At 68.1% G+C, this 16,918-nt stretch carries 19 protein-coding genes; 10 read left to right on the forward strand and 9 right to left on the reverse strand.

Features of this window, described 5'->3' with window-relative positions; genetic code table 11:
- Window positions 1-2 precede the first annotated feature (2 nt).
- Window positions 3-869: an endonuclease/exonuclease/phosphatase family protein gene (locus tag DEU38_RS28245; protein WP_181818644.1), complete on the forward strand. Its 867-nt coding sequence runs from the start codon at window positions 3-5 to the stop codon at window positions 867-869.
- A complete protein-coding gene (locus DEU38_RS01595; RefSeq protein WP_114718361.1) occupies window positions 862-1,857 on the forward strand; it encodes a LacI family DNA-binding transcriptional regulator in 996 nt (331 codons plus the stop codon). The genes DEU38_RS28245 and DEU38_RS01595 overlap by 8 nt, the downstream gene beginning before the upstream one ends.
- Window positions 1,858-1,944: 87 nt before the next feature.
- Here DEU38_RS01595 and DEU38_RS27985 read toward each other — a convergent pair whose 3' ends face one another.
- The 5 genes from DEU38_RS27985 to DEU38_RS01615 form a co-directional block, all read right to left on the reverse strand.
- Window positions 1,945-2,130 (reverse strand): hypothetical protein, encoded by a 186-nt coding sequence (locus tag DEU38_RS27985; protein WP_147283443.1) that lies wholly within the window; start codon window positions 2,128-2,130, stop codon window positions 1,945-1,947.
- A 26-nt stretch (window positions 2,131-2,156) separates the two neighbouring features.
- Window positions 2,157-2,636 (reverse strand): SRPBCC family protein, encoded by a 480-nt coding sequence (locus DEU38_RS01600; protein ID WP_114718362.1) that lies wholly within the window; start codon window positions 2,634-2,636, stop codon window positions 2,157-2,159.
- Window positions 2,633-2,980 carry a helix-turn-helix transcriptional regulator gene (locus DEU38_RS01605; protein ID WP_114718363.1) on the reverse strand — a complete coding sequence of 116 codons (348 nt, stop codon included), beginning with the start codon at window positions 2,978-2,980 and terminating at the stop codon, window positions 2,633-2,635. The genes DEU38_RS01600 and DEU38_RS01605 overlap by 4 nt, the downstream gene beginning before the upstream one ends.
- A 90-nt stretch (window positions 2,981-3,070) precedes the next feature.
- Window positions 3,071-3,991, reverse strand: a complete 921-nt coding sequence (locus DEU38_RS01610; RefSeq protein WP_114718364.1) for an SDR family oxidoreductase — start codon at window positions 3,989-3,991, stop codon at window positions 3,071-3,073.
- Window positions 3,992-4,069: 78 nt separating this feature from the next.
- Window positions 4,070-4,834: a helix-turn-helix transcriptional regulator gene (locus DEU38_RS01615; RefSeq protein ID WP_114718365.1), complete on the reverse strand. Its 765-nt coding sequence runs from the start codon at window positions 4,832-4,834 to the stop codon at window positions 4,070-4,072.
- A 99-nt stretch (window positions 4,835-4,933) separates the two neighbouring features.
- Here DEU38_RS01615 and DEU38_RS01620 point away from each other — a divergent pair, with 99 nt between their 5' ends.
- From DEU38_RS01620 to DEU38_RS01640, 5 genes are all read left to right on the forward strand, one after another.
- Window positions 4,934-5,734, forward strand: coding sequence for a sulfite exporter TauE/SafE family protein (locus DEU38_RS01620; protein WP_220181877.1), 801 nt, complete (start codon window positions 4,934-4,936; stop codon window positions 5,732-5,734).
- 78 nt (window positions 5,735-5,812) lie between these two features.
- On the forward strand, window positions 5,813-6,289 hold the full coding sequence (locus DEU38_RS01625) for a VOC family protein (protein WP_114718367.1): 477 nt from the start codon (window positions 5,813-5,815) through the stop codon (window positions 6,287-6,289).
- 40 nt (window positions 6,290-6,329) lie between these two features.
- A complete protein-coding gene (locus tag DEU38_RS01630; protein WP_114718368.1) occupies window positions 6,330-6,899 on the forward strand; it encodes a mismatch-specific DNA-glycosylase in 570 nt (189 codons plus the stop codon).
- Window positions 6,900-6,979: 80 nt separating this feature from the next.
- A complete protein-coding gene (locus DEU38_RS01635) occupies window positions 6,980-7,678 on the forward strand; it encodes a L,D-transpeptidase (protein WP_114718369.1) in 699 nt (232 codons plus the stop codon).
- A complete protein-coding gene (locus DEU38_RS01640) occupies window positions 7,675-8,277 on the forward strand; it encodes an isoprenylcysteine carboxylmethyltransferase family protein (RefSeq protein ID WP_114718370.1) in 603 nt (200 codons plus the stop codon). The genes DEU38_RS01635 and DEU38_RS01640 overlap by 4 nt, the downstream gene beginning before the upstream one ends.
- Window positions 8,278-8,343: 66 nt before the next feature.
- Here DEU38_RS01640 and DEU38_RS01645 read toward each other — a convergent pair whose 3' ends face one another.
- Complete coding sequence (locus tag DEU38_RS01645) at window positions 8,344-10,041, reverse strand: fumarate hydratase (RefSeq protein WP_114718561.1); 1,698 nt, start codon at window positions 10,039-10,041, stop codon at window positions 8,344-8,346.
- A gap of 235 nt (window positions 10,042-10,276) precedes the next feature.
- Between DEU38_RS01645 and DEU38_RS01650 the strand changes: the two genes are divergently transcribed.
- Window positions 10,277-11,056, forward strand: a complete 780-nt coding sequence (locus DEU38_RS01650) for a CPBP family intramembrane glutamic endopeptidase (protein ID WP_397484179.1) — start codon at window positions 10,277-10,279, stop codon at window positions 11,054-11,056.
- On the opposite strand, the gene DEU38_RS01655 is transcribed toward DEU38_RS01650, so the two are convergent.
- Window positions 11,053-12,177 (reverse strand): winged helix DNA-binding domain-containing protein, encoded by a 1,125-nt coding sequence (locus DEU38_RS01655; RefSeq protein WP_114718371.1) that lies wholly within the window; start codon window positions 12,175-12,177, stop codon window positions 11,053-11,055. The two genes, DEU38_RS01650 and DEU38_RS01655, sit on opposite strands and share 4 nt — an antisense overlap.
- 55 nt (window positions 12,178-12,232) lie before the next feature.
- Here DEU38_RS01655 and DEU38_RS01660 point away from each other — a divergent pair, with 55 nt between their 5' ends.
- The gene (locus DEU38_RS01660) at window positions 12,233-12,829 is read left to right on the forward strand and encodes a TetR/AcrR family transcriptional regulator (protein ID WP_114718372.1); all 597 of its coding nucleotides are present in this window, start codon (window positions 12,233-12,235) and stop codon (window positions 12,827-12,829) included.
- On the opposite strand, the gene DEU38_RS01665 is transcribed toward DEU38_RS01660, so the two are convergent.
- Window positions 12,816-13,745 carry an alpha/beta hydrolase gene (locus tag DEU38_RS01665; protein ID WP_114718373.1) on the reverse strand — a complete coding sequence of 310 codons (930 nt, stop codon included), beginning with the start codon at window positions 13,743-13,745 and terminating at the stop codon, window positions 12,816-12,818. The genes DEU38_RS01660 and DEU38_RS01665 overlap by 14 nt on opposite strands.
- Before the next feature lie 26 nt (window positions 13,746-13,771).
- Window positions 13,772-14,707: an SDR family oxidoreductase gene (locus DEU38_RS01670; RefSeq protein WP_114718374.1), complete on the reverse strand. Its 936-nt coding sequence runs from the start codon at window positions 14,705-14,707 to the stop codon at window positions 13,772-13,774.
- A 275-nt stretch (window positions 14,708-14,982) separates the two neighbouring features.
- Here DEU38_RS01670 and DEU38_RS01675 point away from each other — a divergent pair, with 275 nt between their 5' ends.
- On the forward strand, window positions 14,983-16,917 hold the full coding sequence (locus DEU38_RS01675) for an NAD(P)/FAD-dependent oxidoreductase (RefSeq protein ID WP_114718375.1): 1,935 nt from the start codon (window positions 14,983-14,985) through the stop codon (window positions 16,915-16,917).
- Window position 16,918 lies beyond the last annotated feature (1 nt).

The following is a 16,918-nucleotide window of genomic DNA, read 5'->3' on the forward strand; positions in this document are numbered from 1 at the left end:
CGATGAGCACACTGCGCGTGGTGACCTGGAACGTCCTGCACACGAACCGCCATCAGCGGGTCGGGCTGCTGGCGGCAGCCGTGGCGACCCGCCGCCCGGATTTCGTCCTCCTGCAGGAATCGAGCCCACGGCACGCCGAGGACCTCGCGGCGGAGCTGGGCATGCACGTCGCCGCCGTCCCGGACGACGCCGCCGACCTCGTCAGCGTCCCCGCCGTGCTGTCCACACGGGAGCCGTCGGAGGTCCGCGTCGATTGTCTTGCCGGGGACGACGGCCGCAACTACTACCTCACCACCGCGGTACTCGAGGTGGACTCGACGCGGATCAGAGTCGGCTCGACCCATCTGCGCCACACCCCGTCGGCATGGCAGATGACCGAGACCGGCAGGAGGTTCGCCCGAGATTCGGGGATTCGAATCGACTTCGGCGCAATCGAAGCCACCACTGCGGTGCGGCTGCGGCAGCTGGCCGAGATCGGTGATCTCCTGCATCGGAAGATGGAACCGGTGGATCACGAGATCCTGGGAGGGGACTTCAACCTCGTCCCCGACAGCCCCGAGTACGCCGCGATCATCGAGGACCGGCTTCGGGACAGCTGGAACGGCGCCACCGCGGCCGCCCGGGCGACGGTGCTCGCCAGGAACCCACTGGTCGGCGACACGCCCGCGCACCTTCGTTCGGACGGCCCGGCGGCGCGGGCGCTCGACTACACCCTCGACTACCAATTCCATTCGTCCGGAATGGAAGTGGTTTGCGCCGAGGTGATCGGCGAACCGGACGGTGAGGGCGCCTGGCCGAGTGATCATCTCGGACTGAGCGTCGACTACACGCCGGCGGACCGGGGCGCATCGGGCACCGGACATGGCTGACCGCATCACCATTGCGGATGTCGCGGCCGCAGCGGGGGTGTCGAAGTCGGCGGCCAGCCGTGCGCTGCTGGCGCAGCCCGGCGTCTCCGACGATGCCAGGCAGCATGTCGAGGCGGTCGCGGCCCGGCTCGGCTATATCAAAGATGTACGCGCCCAAGCATTGAAAGCGAAGAACACCAAGATCATCGGAGTGTTCGTCCGATCCGTGCGGCTGTCGTTCTACGGGGAGATGATCGCTCACCTCCAGGAACATCTCGAGGAGGCGGGATTCTCCCTCGCGGTCGGTACCGCATCGGCCGGTACCACGCCCGGCGATGTGCTGGCCGGACTGCTCGGACTGCGGCCCGAAGCCCTCGTCATCGCCTCCGGACGGATGCCCGAGGCGCAGATCGTTCCGGTGGCTCAGCGCCTCCCGACCGTCCTGATGGGGCGCGCGAGCACCTCGCCGTCGATCGGGTCGGTCTGCGACGACGGTCGTGGAGCGGAGGTCCTAGCGGGGCTGATCGCACATGCCGGCCACCGCGCTGTCGGGGTGCTGCATGTGGCTGCGGAGCATTCGACGACACTGCACCAACGATCGACCCGGATGCAGCGGGCCCTGACCGAGGCGGGCATCGACACCGTCGCGATCCCTCGGGCGGCCGCGGGTGACCATCCCGAGCCGGATATTCTTGCCCGCTGCCTCGACGACGTCTCGGTCATCATGTGTCCCAACGACCCCACCCTGCTGAGTACGTGGGAACAACTCACTGCGCTCGGCGTCCGGGTGCCGGACGACATTGCTCTCACCGGATACGACGGGATCGGACAACTCGCCAGCCCCGTTCTGGGGCTGACCACCTGGAGGCAGCCGATCGAGCAGATAACCGCAGCCACGGCCCGGCAGGTTCTACGCCGATTGACCGGTGACAGTCCACCCGAACGCATCGAGCTCCCCGGCGATCTGATCCGTGGACGAACGCTGCCCACGTACCTGCCGCTGGGATGACCCGGCGGATGGCGGTCAGGCCGCCGGGAGCCCGCTCGAAACGACGAACACCCCGGGATCGTCCCGGGGTGTTCGTCGACTATCGGATCAGCTGAACTCGATGGTGCTGCCGAAGTTCAGCAGGTTCCCGATCGTTCCGATCAGCGGGAACAGTGAGATGAGATTGAGGTTCATGGCGGACTCTCCCCTGACCAAGGTTTCGTCGAGCGATTGTGATCGAAACGAAATATAGGCCACGGGTCGCCTCGGATACGGCGTTTTCCCGAAATCCATTTGGACGATCGTCCAAATGAATTTCGTTACGCGGTGCGGGCGAGCATCGCGTCGAGGGCCGCGAAGCTCTCGTTGAGGCCCTGTTCCATGCCGGACTCGATCATTCCGTCCCGGTCCTCCGCCGTGAGGAAGATCGAGTCCAGCACCAACTTCGTGCGGCCGTCGCCGAGGTCGACGAAATCGATGGTCTCGACGGATACGTGAGTAGGCATCCCGTCCCATTCGAACGACCACACGATGCGGTCCTTCGGAGTGACCTCGCGGAAGCGCCCCTCGAAGCCGGAGCTCCCGCCCTCGTGGTGCTCGACGAAGCGCCAGTGCCCACCCCGCTCGAGTTCCCACTTCTCGATGTCGAGCCTGTTGCCGCGGCCCCACCACTGCGCGAGCAGCTCGGGTTCGGTGTATGCGGCCCACACGCGATCCCGGGGCGCATTCAGCGTGCGTTCGATGTGCAGGCCACGGTCGCCCGGGGTGGTGACGGTCGTGGCGGATGTCTGGCTGGTCATCGATCCTTCTCCGTTCGGTTGGGGTCGTCGTTCTCCAGGAATGCCTCGAGACGGTCCAGTCGCGCCTCGACCTCGCGGTGGTATCCGAGCATCCAATCGAGTTCCTGCCGAAGTGGATTGGTGCCCAGTCGGCAGAACCGGACCCGACCGCGCTTCTCGCTCACCACCATGCCGGCGGCCTCGAGGAGTGCCAGGTGCTTCTTGATCCCGGTCAGGGTCATCTCGAAACTCTCCGCCAGTTCGCTGACCGTTGCCGCTCCCCGTGTGAGGTGTTCGAGAATTCCGCGACGGGTGCTGTCCGACAGCGCTGCGAACGTGGCGTCGAGATCCGAATGCTGAACCATCTAGTTCAGTGTTGCGCGCCGCGCGGATGTTGTCAATGCGCCATTGATGCCCCAGTCAATGCCTCAGTTGATGCCCCCGGTCGATTGTCCCTAGTACGGAAGGGTTGTGTCGGTGAGCTTTTCGGCCACCGCCCACAGTGACGGTGCGAGGTCGACGCCACGCGAGCTGCGGGGCTGGTCGAGTCGGCGGGTCGGGCCGATCAGTCCCATTCGTCCGCCGGGCCCGTAGTACCCGCCCTGGGCGGCATCGGGACTGGTCGCGGCGAACAGGAGGGGTTCGGCGCCCTGCTGGACATCCTGGGACGGCAGGATCGTGCGGTCGCTGCCCGAGAACACACCGTGCCGCGCCCGGTCCCGGCCCAGGCTCGCACCCGCGGTCTGCAGGTTGGTGCGGGTGTAGCCGGGATGCGCATACGTGCTGAGTAGGTTCCATCCGCGCTCGACCGCGACGCCGGCGAGGTACTGCGCCATCAGCATGTCGGCGAGCTTGGACTGCGCGTAACTCAACGCCGGGCTGTACCGGTGTGCGGAGTGCAGGTCCCGGAAGTTGATTCGTCCGTAGTGCGCCGTGCCGCTGGTCATCGTGGCCACCCGGGGGGCCGGCGCGTCGAGCAGCAGTGGCAGCAGGAGATTGGTCAGGGCGAACGGGCCCAGGAAGTTGGTGCCGAACTGCAGCTCGAATCCGTCGACGGTCTCGAACCGCTCGGGCGGCGACATGACCCCGGCGTTGTTGACCAGGAGGTCGAGGGGGCGTCCGTCGTCGAGGAAACCGGCGGCAAATTCGCGGACGGATCCGAGATCGGCCAGGTCGATCCGGCGGATCTCCAGTTGCGCGTGCGGAAGGTCGTGCATGATCTCCGCGCACGCGGCCTCGCCCTTGCGCGGAGTGCGGCAGGCCATTACGACATGGGCGCCCGCCGCGGCCAGCCGTCGGGTGGCCTCTTTACCGGTGCCGCTGTTGGCGCCGGTGACGATGACGTACCGGCCCTGCATGTCGGGAACGTGGTACATGCGAACTCCCTGGCGATCGATGATTCGCGGGTGGCGTTCGCGTTCCAATCTACCGGTGTGCGCTGACGAGCGAGTGCGTCATCGGGGAGAGAAGCTGCTCGGTGGTGTGCCGAGCAGCTTGGTGAACATCGCTGTGAACGACGCCGGGCTGGCGTAACCGAGGCGGGCCGCGACAGCTGCGACGGGGCGTCCCGTTCCCAGTTCGGGGAGTGCGGCGAGGACGCAGGCGCGTCGACGCCAACTCGCCGAACTCATCCCGGTCTCGGAGGAGAACATCCGATCGAGGGTTCGGGTGCTGACGTGCAATGTGTGGGCCCACGCCTGGTTCCGGTCGTGGATGTCGGGGGCGTCGAGGAACGCCTGGCACAGTGCGCGAAGTTCGGGGTGTCCGGGTAACGGTAGTTCCAGCGGCAGCGGCGCGGTGTCGGCGATCTCGTGCAGGAGCAAGGTCATCAGTGCGCCGTCACGGCCGAAGTGGTCGTACCGGAGGGGGACGTCGACCGCGGCGAGGAGCAGTTCCCGCAGGAGTGGACGTACGTCGACGACTCGGCATGCCCGGGGAAACCAGGGCGCCGCACCAGGCTCGATGTAGAGGCTGCGCGTACTGACGTCGAGCATCGTGACGCGATGCCGGGTGCGGGGAGGAATCAATACCGCTCGGTCCTGCGGTACGGTCCATGTGCCGCAATCGGTTTCGACCTGCATGACGCCGGAGGCGCCGAAGAGGAACTGGGCGCGGCGGTGCCGGTGCCAATCCAGCAGGTGGCGCGGCGGGTAGTCGGTGCCGATGGCGAGGACGGCGCGATCGGTGGTGTCGAGATCGTCGACCGGAACGTTGCGCACCAGAAGACGGTACGCCGGAAGGTGGCGGATTCGCGATAGAGGATGACGGGTCATCGATTGTGCGCCACTCGTGGGGTTCGTAGCGTCGGAGCCGTGAGTATTGCGGTTCTTCTTCTCTTCGGGTGCATCACCGGAATCACCACCGTCGCCTTCGGTTTCGGGGGCGGATTCGTCACGGTTCCGGTCGTGTACTGGTTCATCGGACGGTCGGCGACGGCGCCCGCGGATACGGCGATGCATGTTGCCGTCGCGACCTCGGCGGCGGTGATGGTGGTCAACGCGACGATCGCGACCTACACATATCGCCGGAACGGCGGACGCCGACTGGCGGGAACGGCAACGCTGCTTCCAGCCCTGGCGATCGGTGGACTGCTCGGCGCGCTTCTGGCGACGCGTGTCGACGGGGCGGTCGTTCACGCGTTCTTCGTGGTCTACCTCGTCGCCACCGTCGTCGACGTATCTGTCAGGCGCGGCTTCCTCGCCGCGCCGGCGACATACCGGCGGTCGCCGGGCGGCGCCGCGACCACGATCGGCGGAGTCGCGGTCGGATCCGTCGCGAGCTTTCTGGGAGTCGGTGGCAGCGTGATGACCGTGCCGATCCTGCGCCGACGAGGGATGTCGATGATCGACGCGACAGGCCTGGCCAACCTGCTGACGCTGCCGGTCGCACTCGCCGCGTCGGTGATCTACGCAACCACCGGCCCCGCAGCCGTCGCGTCGGCGACGGGGCTGCGAGTGGGGCTCGTGGATGTGGCCGCAGCAGGGGCGCTGCTGGCGGGTGCCTTACCGGCCATCGCGATCGTCCGACGGTCGATCGGGCGGATTCCGGACCGGGCCCACGCGGTCGGATACATCGGGCTCCTCGTCCTGGTCGCGGCGCTGATGACGGCTCTCCGATGAGTTTGCCCTGCACAAGCGGTCTGAATATATGAGTATTGGGTGGCCCGTATTCGTCAGGCTGTCGAAAGGGACCATGTCATGCAGAAGATCACTCCGTGCCTGTGGTTCGACACCGAAGGGGAGGCGGCCGCGCAATTCTACACCTCGGTGTTCAAGAACTCGAAGATCCGGAACATCTCCCGTTACGGCCCCGACATGCACCGACCGGAAGGCCTCGCGCTCACGATCGAGTTCGAATTGGACGGGCAGAACTTCACGATCCTCAACGGGGGGCCCGAGTTCACCTTCGACGAGGCGATCTCGTTCCAGGTGAGCTGCGCCGACCAGTCCGAGGTCGACGCATACTGGACCCAGCTCACGGCCGATGGTGGGCAGGAGAGCCAGTGCGGTTGGCTCAAGGATCGGTTCGGGGTGTCGTGGCAGATCATTCCTGCCGCCCTGGGTTCGTACATCGGGGGCCCGGACTCCGAGGGGGCGCAGCGGGCCACGCAGGCGATGCTGGGGATGCGCAAACTCGACATCGGTGTCATCCGCGCGGCCTACGAGGGATCCTGACGGTTTGGCCCACACCTGACCGGTGCGGTTCGCTGTCCCCATGGGATTCAGCCGCGCCGAACTCGAGTCGTTCCGGGACAAGGAGGTCCCGGATCTGATCGGTCCGGGGTGTCGCCTGCTGTTCGTGGGCATCAATCCGGGGCTGTGGACGGCCGCCACCGGGGCGCATTTCGCGCGCCCGGGCAACCGCTTCTATCCGGCGCTGCTGCGGGGCGGGATCGTCGACCGGCCGATCGATCCCACCGCCGGCATGTCCGACGCCGACCGCGATCTGCTCGTCCGGCGCGGCGTCGGCATCACGAATCTTGTTGCGCGCGCGACGGCCCGGGCCGACGAGCTCACCGCGGCGGAGTTGCGGGCGGGCGGACAGCGGCTACGCGACGTGGTGGCGACGGTGCGCCCGCGGGTGGTCGCGGTCGCCGGCATCACCGCCTACCGGGCCGCGTTCGGCGCGCGGGCGGCGCAGAAGGGCCGGCAGCCCGACGGCTTCGAGGGTGCCGAGTTGTGGGTGGTGCCGAACCCGAGCGGGCTCAACGCGCACGACACCGTCGACTCCCTTGCACACGCGTATCGCGCCGCGGCCGTCGAGGCAGGGGTGATCGTGGACTGACGTTTTCCGGTGGAGGCCGGTCTCGTGCCGTCCTCGCGAATCGGGACACAGCGGGGGCGCCGTCGAGGCACACTCGGAGGATGGCGGAGATCCGGCGCGGACGGTGGCATCGGCTGTGGACCAACGGTCTGATGGTGCTGATCGCGTTGGCGTTCGGGCTGGTGGGAGCCCCCCGCGCGGGCGCGGCGGTCGATTCGGTGATCTTCGCCGGCACCTCGAACCAAGTCATCACGGTCTTCGCCCCGACACCGGAGGCAACAGTCGCGGAACTCACGGCATGGGAGCGGGGCGCCGACGGCGTCTGGCACGAGGTTGCCGGGCCGGTGGTCGCGCAGGTCGGCGCGGAAGGGATCGGGGCGGCGAGCGAATTCTCGGCCCGCACCCCGGCCGGGGTGTTCCCGCTGACCGGGGCCTTCGGCCGGCTTCCCGATCCGGGCACCGCGATGCCGTACTTCCGTACCGATGTGCAGGACTGGTGGGATTCGAACCCCGCCTCACCCGGTTACAACACACACGTGCGGCAGTCGGTCAGCCCGGGCGCCGCCAGCGAGAACCTTTACGCCGCCGATGCGGCGTACGACTACGCTGCGGTGATCGGATACAATTCCGCGCGCACGCCCGGCGCAGGATCGGCAATCTTCCTGCACGTCACCGACGGCGCTCCGACGGCTGGTTGCGTTGCGATCGACCGTGATTCGCTGGCGTCGATCCTCGGCCGACTCGACCCCGCACGGCACCCGTTGATCGCGATCGGCGTGGGGGAGGCGCCTCGGCCGTGACCGGCGACGGTTCGGCCCTGCCACTGTTCGCCACCGAACCGACCGCGGCGGTGATCCTCGCATTCGCGTTCGTCGCGTTGCTGTACTCCGAGTACCGGATCGGGCGAACTCATCCCGGCGGCGGCTCACACCGTGACGGATGGACCGGTCCCGCTGTCGGGCTCGGCCTGATGGTCTCGTATGTCGGTGGGGCGGCGGTGAGCGTGCTGGTGTCGACGACGGTGACCACGACGGGCGCGTGGTGGTACTTCTGGATCGGCCTGCTGGTGGCCGCGGCCGGGCAGGGACTGCGGCTGCGGGCGGTCCACGAACTCGGGGCGTCGTTCACATTCCAGCTGCAGACCGCACCGGGGCAGTCGGTGATCGACACCGGTCTCTACCGGCGGATCCGGCATCCGTCGTACACCGGTGCACTGGTGTGCGCGTTGGGATTCACGGTCGCCTATACGAACTGGCTCGCACCGCTGACGGTGCTCGCCCTGGCCGCCGCGTACGTGGTCCGGATTCCACACGAGGAGCGGGTGCTCGTCGACGGGCTGGGGGAGCCGTACCGGCAGTACATGCGCCGGACCAAGCGGCTGGTTCCGTACGTGCTGTAGCCGCGGAACGCCGAAGGCCCGGCGGAGCGAATGCTCCACCGGGCCTTCGGTGTTCGACGCGCAGGCTCAGATGCCGGGGCGCTTGCCGATCGTGAGAGTGACCTCGCCGGTGTGGGCGAAGAAGTCGTTGCCCTTGTCGTCGACGACGATGAACGCCGGGAAATCCTCGACGTCGATCTTCCAGACCGCCTCCATGCCGAGCTCTTCGTACTCGACGATCTCGACGTTCTTGATGCAGTCCAGCGCCAGACGCGCCGCCGGGCCGCCGATGGAGCCGAGGTAGAAGCCGCCGTGCGTGTTGCACGCGTCGGTGACCTGCTTGGACCGATTTCCCTTGGCCAGCATGATCATCGATCCGCCCGCCGCCTGGAACTGCTCGACGTACGAGTCCATGCGGCCGGCCGTGGTGGGGCCGAAGGAACCCGATGCCATGCCCTCGGGGGTCTTGGCCGGGCCGGCGTAGTACACCGGGTGGTCCTTGAGGTACTGCGGCATCTCCTCGCCGGCGTCCAGGCGCTCCTTGATCTTCGCGTGCGCGATGTCGCGCGCGACGACCAGCGGGCCGGTCAGCGACAGCCGGGTCTTGACCGGGTGCTTGGACAGCTCGGCCAGGATCTCCGGCATCGGGCGGGTGAGGTCGATCTTGACCGCGGCGCCCTTGCCGGTGCCCGAGATGCCGTCGGTCTCGGCGTCGAGCTGGGTGTCGGTGACCTCGGGCAGGAACTGGCCGGGGTTGAACTCGAGCTGCTCGAGGAAGACGCCCTCGGGGGTGATCTTCGCCTTGGCCTGGCGGTCGGCCGAGCACGAGACGGCGATCGCGACGGGCAGCGAGGCGCCGTGGCGGGGCAGACGGATGACGCGGACGTCGTGGCAGAAGTACTTGCCACCGAACTGCGCGCCGATGCCGATCTTCTGGGTGAGCTCGAAGACCTGCTTCTCGAGCTCGTGGTCACGGAAGCCGCGGCCGGTGATCGCGCCCTCGGTCGGCAGCTCGTCGAGGTAGTGCGCCGACGCATACTTGGCCGTCTTGAGCGCGAACTCGGCGGACGTGCCGCCGACGACGATCGCGAGGTGGTACGGCGGGCAGGCCGCCGTGCCGAGCGAACGGATCTTGGCCTCGAGGAACTGCATCATCGAGTCCGGGTTCAGGATGGCCTTGGTCTCCTGGTACAGGTACGACTTGTTGGCCGATCCGCCGCCCTTGGCCATGAAGAGGAACTTGTAGGAGTTCTCGTGGCCCTTCGCGGTGTCCGCGTACAGCTCGATCTGCGCGGGCAGGTTGTTGCCCGTGTTCTTCTCGTCCCACATCGTGATGGGGGCGTTCTGCGAGTAGCGCAGGTTCAGCCGGGTGTACGCGTCGTACACGCCGCGCGTGATCGACTCCTCGTCGTCGCCCGGGGTGAGCACGTGCTGGCCGCGCTTGCCCATGACGATCGCGGTGCCGGTGTCCTGACACATCGGCAGCACGCCGGCCGCCGCGATGTTGGCGTTCTTCAGCAGATCCAGTGCCACGAACTTGTCGTTGTTCGACGCCTCGGGATCGTCGAGGATGCTCGCGACCTGCTTGAGGTGGTCGGTGCGCAGGTAGTGCGAGATGTCGTGCAGAGCCGTCTCGGTGAGGAGCCGCATGGCCTCGGGCTCGACCTTCAGGAAGGTGCGGCCGTCCGGTCCTTCGACGGTGGACACCCCCTCGGTGGTGAGCAGCCGGTACTCGGTGGGGTCTTCACCGATCGGCAGCAGGTCCTCGTAGAGGAATTCGGCCATCATCTCTCCTGAACACGGGGGTGCGAAGTTCGACGTTCAGGCTAGCCGCGTGGCGCGAGCGGCCCGAATCGGGGCGTCCGGTGCGCGCATATCATCGAGGTGTGCCGAACATCGTGTGTTCGAGGTCACCGCAGTGGACCCGCAGATTTCCGTAGGCTTGTATAAATAACAACCGGATAACGATCTGCAGCGCGTCGTCTCGTGACGAGCCGCAGGGGTTGGGGCAGCACCGCATATGACTGTCGAAACTGTGGGCGTGGGCCATTCCGTGAATTCCGGCCTCGGCCACGCGTCGGGACTGCATCGGATCCGAGCAGCGCACGCCTGGCTCGACGTGGCCGTCGTCGTCGCGGTGCTCGTATCGACCAATCTCATCGCGCACTTCACCACCCCGTGGGCGAGTATCGCGACCGTGCCGATCTCCGCGGTGATCCTGGTTGCCCTCACTCGCCGCCGTGGCCTGGGCTGGGCCGAACTGGGGCTCTCGCCCCGGCACTGGCGCAAGGGTTCGCTGTACGCGCTCGCGTCCGTCGGGCTGGTGCTCGCGGTCGTCGGGATCGGGATCGCGCTGCCCCTCACCCGCCAGTTCTTCATGGCCGACCGCTACGCCACCATTTCCGGTGCCCTGATCGCGTCGATGATCGTGATCCCGCTGCAGACGGTCATCCCGGAGGAACTCGCGTTCCGCGGTGTGTTGCAGGGGACGCTGTCCCGGGTCTCCGGCGCCCGCGGCGTCTTCGCGGCCGGTTCGCTCATGTTCGGCTTGTGGCACATTGCGTCGTCGCTGGGGCTGACCACCAGCAATCGTGGTCTCACCGGGATCCTGGGTGGCGGGTTCGTCGGCCAGGTCCTCGGTATCGCGGGTGCGGTCGCCGCGACCGCCGCGGCCGGCTTCGTCTTCACGTGGTTGCGCCGCCGCAGCGGCAGCCTGCTGGCCCCGATCGCGCTGCACTGGTCGCTCAACGGCATCGGTGCCCTCGCCGCCGCCCTGGTCTGGCACGCCTCCCTGGGCTAGACCTTCTCGGTGACGCCCGCGAGCGTGACGCCCCGGAACTCCGCGAGCGCCGCCGCCTGCTCGTCCAGCGAGCGGCGATCGGATCTCGACAGCTTCTCCCACGGCGTCACCTCGATCGAGAGCTTCTTGCCCGATGTCCGCGGCCGCCACAGTCCGACGATCTCGCCGCCGATCGCGATCGCGCCGGGGCGCCCGAGCGTGGGCCACAGCGCCTTGCGGCGCGCCTCGTCGGAGACGAGGAGTTCGCGATCCTTCAGCTGCAGATAGGGGTCGAACGGGCCGAGCAGGCGCGCGGATCGATCCGGTGGTGCGGCACCCAGCCCGTCGCGGTCGGAGGCGAGCATCGAGCGCGGCGCGCCCCCGACGACCACGTCCACCGTGTCGTCGGGCCAGTGCGCCTTGACGTCCTTGACCGGGGCGTCGATGTAGGCGGCGACGGCCTTCGGGTCGGCGGGGCCGAAGAAGCGCAGGTAGCCGCGGATCACGTCGAACCGCGGATCCGCGTCGGCGCCGGTGCGGTTGTACGGCTTCGATCCCCATCCGGGGATGCGTTCGAGAACCGGCGGCGAGGTGTTCGGGCGTAACTCGAGGCCGGCCTGCAGGGCCGCGAGCCGGAACGGCATCTCGTACATGTGGGTGGCGTTGCACGGCCGGCAGAACCGCAGATACGGCTCGCTCATCCGGGCGGTCAGTGCCGCCGACATCTCGCCCTTGACGGTGGGGGCGTCGACGATCTCCCGCATCGCACCCGCCACCTCCCGCAGCGCGTCGAGCGTCCCGATCCCGGCCGCCTTCAGCGGACGGTTGGCGTCGAAGATGCGTTTGGCGGCGTCGGCGTCCGACAAGGGCGCGGTGGCGACGGCGACCTGCGGCAGGTCCGCCCGCCGGTAGCTGTGCGGGGCGCCGCGCAGCGTCCAGGCGAGCGCCAGGTCGCCGGGGGAGGCCTGCGGTGCGCCGCGCACGAACAGGGCCCACGCGGCGCCGTCGGGTCCGGTGTTCTGGATCCCGAGATCGAGGATGTCGCAGTCGGTGGGTCCGGTGGCGATCCCGCTGCCACGATCGAGTTGCTGGACGTGCCAGCGATACGAGAGCACCTGAGCGCGTGTGACTTCGACAGTCATGGCGGGAGTGTAAGGCCGGTCACTGACAGATATCGGCTGTCATTAGACTCCCGGTATGGGAACTGAACCCGCCGAGCAGTTGTCGTTGCGTGAACTGCAGAAGCGTCAGAGTCGAGCGCATCTGCTGGAAGCGGCGGCACGGCTGATCGGTGAGCGTGGGTTCCGGGAAACCACGATCGACGACATCGCCAAGGCAGCCGGGGCGAGTCGGGCCACCCTCTACGCCTACTTCCCGAGCAAGGACGCGATCGTCCAGGCCGTCGTGGAGGAGATGTGGGATCGGGCCGAATCGTTGTACCGGGACTTCGGAGGGCTGCCGGATTGGTCGCGGGCCACGATCCGTGCCTGGGTGCAGAGCGTGGTCGACGCGTGGGAAGCGAGCCGCGACAAGCTGCGGGTGCAGGCCGCCGGCCTGGTGCGGTTCGACGAGTTCTATCTGGACTACCACCGCCGGTTCGTCGACGCCCTCACCGCGAACGCCGAGCTGTGGAGTCGATTCGATGCCGCCGACGCGGAGCGCCGGGCGCTGCTGCTGATCAGCGGACTGGAGCTGTTCCTCAACACGTGGCTCGTCCGCGGCTGGGACGCCGACCGTGACGGTGCCATCGACACCGTCACGGATGTGTGGTGCGCCGCCCTCACCCGAACATGAACTTGGCCCGCATCAGGCCGCCGATCTCGGCGAGCGCCAGACGGGCACGGACGTGACGGTCGGCGTGCATCAGGAATCCGTGTGCGACACCGGGATAACGTAGAACGGCAGTCTGCACACCGGCGTCGCGCAGCCGGTGTCCGTACTCCTCGGCGCCGTCTCGGCTGGGGTCGTGCGACGCGGTGACGATGATGGTCGCGGGCAATCCGGACAGGTCCTCGGCGAGACTGGGCACACCGTACGGATGGTCCGCGCCCGGATCGTCGCCGAGATACAGGTTCTTGGTCCACGCGAAGTCGCCCGCGGTGATGATCGGGCCGTCCGCGAACTCGAGAACCGACGGCCGGGTGTCGTCCCGGTCGATGCCGGCGTAGATGTGCAGCTGGAACACCAACGGCACCCCGCCCTCCTCGCGGATCTGCAGCGCGGCGCCGGCCGCGAGCGTCGCGCCCGCGCTGTCCCCGGCCACGGCGATCCGCGCCGGATCGACCCCGAGGTCGGCGGCGTTCGCGCCGAGCCACTGCACCGAGAAGTAGGCCTCGTCGGTGGCGACCGGATACCGGTGCTCGGGGGCGAGCCGGTAGTCCACGCTGACGACGACCGCCTCGGCGGCCTGCGCGAGCATCCGGGCGAGGATGTCGAACGTGTCGACGCTCCCGATGACCAGTCCGCCGCCGTGGAAGTACACGATCGCCGGGAGATCCGGCGCGTCCACCGGACGGTAGATCCGGAGGGGCAGGGGCCCGTGCGGTCCGTCGACGACGCGGTCCTCGACGCTGTGCATGTCGGGTCCGGGGCGTCGAGGCAGGGCGTTCAGTGCCGCGCGTGCGGCCTCGACGCCGGCCTCGTGCATGGGTACCCAGTTGTCCTGGCGGGTGCCCAGATAGGCGGCCACATCGGGATCGAGCTCGAGCATGATGGGATTCTCCTGGTGATCGGGGGTCAGGCCTGGACCTTGCCGGTGACGTCGGGCGCGATCTTCACCGCGGCCCAGTCCCCGCGCGCCTGGGGGCTCATGCGGCCGACGAACGCGTCGAGGTGCGACCACATGGACGGCGGGATGATCATGTCGTCGGGCTGCATCACCTGATCGATCAGCGCGGGCCAGCTCTCGGGGGAGTGGTCGGAGGCCAGTGCACCGGCCGTCTCGGCCTGAACGACGCGGGCGACGAGACCGCCGCCCACGGCGAACGCCTCGCCGGTGATCGCCGTGTCGGCGTGGAGCAGGTAGGTCGCGAATGCAGCAACGGCTTCGGGCGGGAAATGCGACTGCAGGAACTCGCCGAATCCGGGCTGCTCGATCCCGGCGGTGGAGCGCGTCCACGCCGAGGGGAGGATCGCGTTGGACCGGACACCGTCCCGCGTCCCGAGGATCGCCTGGGTGCGGGTGAGCGAGAGGATTCCGCCCTTCGCGGCGGCGTAGCCCGGCATGGCCGGAGCGCCGAAGCTGCCGCTCGACGAGATGTTGAGGATGCGTCCGTTTCCGTTGGCGGACAGGTGCGTCCAGGCCGACTCACTGATCCGGTTGGCGCCACGGAGGTGCACGTCGATCAACGTATCGAAGTTGCCACCGGCTCCCGCGTTGTTGATGACGATGTCCAGGCGCCCGAACGCGTCGACGGCGGCCTGGACGATCGCGTCCGCCTCGGTCACGACGTCGCCGGTGACCCCGATCGCGGAACCGCCGTCCTCGGTGATCAGCCGAACGGCCTCCTCGGTGCCGGGGGTGCTGGCCGACCCGCTCCAGTCCCGGCCGAGGTCGTTGACGACCACCGCACAACCCCGGGCGGCGAGGAGGCGGGCGTATGCGAGCCCGAGTCCGAACGTGGACACGCCGGTGATGAGGGCGACTTGTCCGTCGAATCGCAGAGGGTCCATGACAGGCAACACCTTTCGTGTGGTGAATCCGCGGATGCGGGCTCCGCGCGGGTGGCGATGGTGGGACGGTAGCCCACCCGGGACGTCTTCGGTAGACCTTTGGGCAAAAAGTCAGACTGACAGTCTGCTAAACGGGACATTGGTATGGACACGAGCTGTCGGGTGGCCTAATGTCCCGATTCACGCCGCCGCCGGTCCCGGTCATGCGGTAGGTACTCCTGCTCCACGACGAACGCCACCAGGCCTCGGACATTCAGGCCTGCAAGGAGATTCCCATGACATCAAGTACCACTGCACCACGGTTCGCGGCAGACGACTCGGTCGATCCCGGGCTGCTGCGGGCCCACCTTCGCCTCGCTGACCCGGCCGTCCTGTTGGCGGTGCTCGCGCAGCTCACGGGTGATCATGCGGTGCTCGATCGCCACGTCGACGCCATCTCGCACATCTCGGACCCGCCCGAGATGGCGGCCGTGGCGGACAGCGACACGGTCGCCGAGATCATCGAACGTTTGGTGGACGTGCTCGGGTCGGAGGAGCGGCCCGCGCCGGACCTCGCGCCCGACGACCCGGCCTTCTTCGCCCGGCTCGCCCCGCTCGCACTCGGGGTGGCGATGGGCGAGGAGTTCTTGCCGATGCTGCTCGAGCAGGGCGGATTCCACTCCGCCCGACCTGTGCTCCCGCGCACGACGCCGCTGCCCGCCGACCTGGACGTGGCGATCATCGGTGGCGGCCTGGCGGGGATCGCGGCGGCCCTCGCCGCGACAAAGGAGGGTATCGCGTACCGGATCTACGAGCGCAACGAGGACGTCGGCGGAACCTGGCTGATCCAGAACTATCCCGGCGTCGGGGTCGACACGCCGTCGTCGTACTACTCGCTGTCGACCGAGCTGAACCCCGACTGGACCAGCTACTACCCGAAGGGCGGCGAGTACCAGGACTACCTGCGCGGCGTCGCGGACCGGCACGGGATCCGCCGCCACACCCGCTTCGGCACCGAGGTGGAATCGCTGGTCTGGGACGACGCGTCCTACCGGTGGAACATCCACGTGCGCAGCGCGGACGGCACTCGATCGACCGAGCACGCCGCGACGGTGATCACCGCCGCGGGCTACCTCAACCGCCCGCAGTTCCCTCCGGTGGAGGGTCGGGAGATGTTCGCGGGCATCAGCATCCACTCGGGGGAGTGGGATCCGGCCCTGGACCTGACCGGCAAGAGGGTCGCGGTGATCGGGGCCGGCTGCACGTCGGCCCAGATCGTCGATTCTATCGTCGACGACGTGCGACACCTGACGCTCTTCCAGCGGCAGCCGCACTGGGTCGCGCCCCGCAAGCGGGACAGCGACGACGTACCCGAGCATCATCGGTGGCTCTCTCGGCACGTGCCGTACTACGCGAACTGGCTGCGACTCAAGGCGTTCTGGGGATCGGCGGACAGCGCCTATCCGGTGGTGATCGTCGACCCCGAATGGGCTGCGTCGCACCTGTCGATCTCCCGAGCCAACGACATGCTGCTGCAGGACTGCCTCGCGTACATCGACCGGACCTTCGGGGCCGGGTCGGAGCTGGCGACCAAGGTGACGCCCGACTTCGCGCCGTTCGGCAAGCGCATCATCCGGGATCCGGGCGGCTACTACCCGGCGCTCACCCGCGAGCACGTCGAGGTGGTCGCGGCCGAGCCGGCCCGCGTCATACCGGAGGGGATCGTCACCCCCGACGGGGATCTGATCGAACTCGACGCCATCGTCTATGCCACCGGCTTCCACCTGGACTTCCTGTCCACCATGGAAATCCGGGGACGGGACGGCAAGTTGCTCACCGAGGAATGGGCCGGGAACGATCCGCGCGCTTACCGCGGTGGGACCGTGCCCGGGTTCCCGAATCTGTTCATCACCTCGGCGCCCAATGCCAACCCGAGCCACGGCGCCGGCAACAACTTCGGTATCGAGGTGGCGGTCCACTACATCGTCGAGTGCCTGCACCTGCTGGCCGAGCGCGGGGCACGATCCCTCGAGCCGACCCGCGCGGCGTACAACGCGTACGTCGAGGAGATCGATCGTGCCATGGAGAAGACGGTCTGGAAGCACACCCCCGGCGCACACACCTACTACCGCAACGACAGCGGCCGCGTGATCGTGGCCAGCCCGTGGCGCCTGGTCGACGTCTGGCAGCAGCACCGGACTCCGATCGAGGAGCACTTCGTCATTCGCTAGC

It is taken from the genome of Rhodococcus sp. AG1013, from assembly GCF_003350365.1.
Lineage (GTDB): Bacteria > Actinomycetota > Actinomycetes > Mycobacteriales > Mycobacteriaceae > Prescottella.

Bases quoted from the DNA above. Each gene is read 5' to 3' on its own strand.
- DEU38_RS28245 (WP_181818644.1), top strand. From the start codon at position 3: ATGAGCACACTGCGCGTGGTGACCTGGAACGTCCTGCACACGAACCGC.
- DEU38_RS01595 (WP_114718361.1), top strand. From the start codon at position 862: ATGGCTGACCGCATCACCATTGCGGATGTCGCGGCCGCAGCGGGGGTG.
- DEU38_RS27985 (WP_147283443.1), bottom strand. From the start codon at position 2,130: ATGGATTTCGGGAAAACGCCGTATCCGAGGCGACCCGTGGCCTATATT.
- DEU38_RS01600 (WP_114718362.1), bottom strand. From the start codon at position 2,636: ATGACCAGCCAGACATCCGCCACGACCGTCACCACCCCGGGCGACCGT.
- DEU38_RS01605 (WP_114718363.1), bottom strand. From the start codon at position 2,980: ATGGTTCAGCATTCGGATCTCGACGCCACGTTCGCAGCGCTGTCGGAC.
- DEU38_RS01610 (WP_114718364.1), bottom strand. From the start codon at position 3,991: ATGTACCACGTTCCCGACATGCAGGGCCGGTACGTCATCGTCACCGGC.
- DEU38_RS01625 (WP_114718367.1), top strand. From the start codon at position 5,813: ATGCAGAAGATCACTCCGTGCCTGTGGTTCGACACCGAAGGGGAGGCG.
- DEU38_RS01630 (WP_114718368.1), top strand. From the start codon at position 6,330: ATGGGATTCAGCCGCGCCGAACTCGAGTCGTTCCGGGACAAGGAGGTC.
- DEU38_RS01635 (WP_114718369.1), top strand. From the start codon at position 6,980: ATGGCGGAGATCCGGCGCGGACGGTGGCATCGGCTGTGGACCAACGGT.
- DEU38_RS01645 (WP_114718561.1), bottom strand. From the start codon at position 10,041: ATGGCCGAATTCCTCTACGAGGACCTGCTGCCGATCGGTGAAGACCCC.
- DEU38_RS01650 (WP_397484179.1), top strand. From the start codon at position 10,277: ATGACTGTCGAAACTGTGGGCGTGGGCCATTCCGTGAATTCCGGCCTC.
- DEU38_RS01655 (WP_114718371.1), bottom strand. From the start codon at position 12,177: ATGACTGTCGAAGTCACACGCGCTCAGGTGCTCTCGTATCGCTGGCAC.
- DEU38_RS01660 (WP_114718372.1), top strand. From the start codon at position 12,233: ATGGGAACTGAACCCGCCGAGCAGTTGTCGTTGCGTGAACTGCAGAAG.
- DEU38_RS01665 (WP_114718373.1), bottom strand. From the start codon at position 13,745: ATGCTCGAGCTCGATCCCGATGTGGCCGCCTATCTGGGCACCCGCCAG.
- DEU38_RS01670 (WP_114718374.1), bottom strand. From the start codon at position 14,707: ATGGACCCTCTGCGATTCGACGGACAAGTCGCCCTCATCACCGGCGTG.
- DEU38_RS01675 (WP_114718375.1), top strand. From the start codon at position 14,983: ATGACATCAAGTACCACTGCACCACGGTTCGCGGCAGACGACTCGGTC.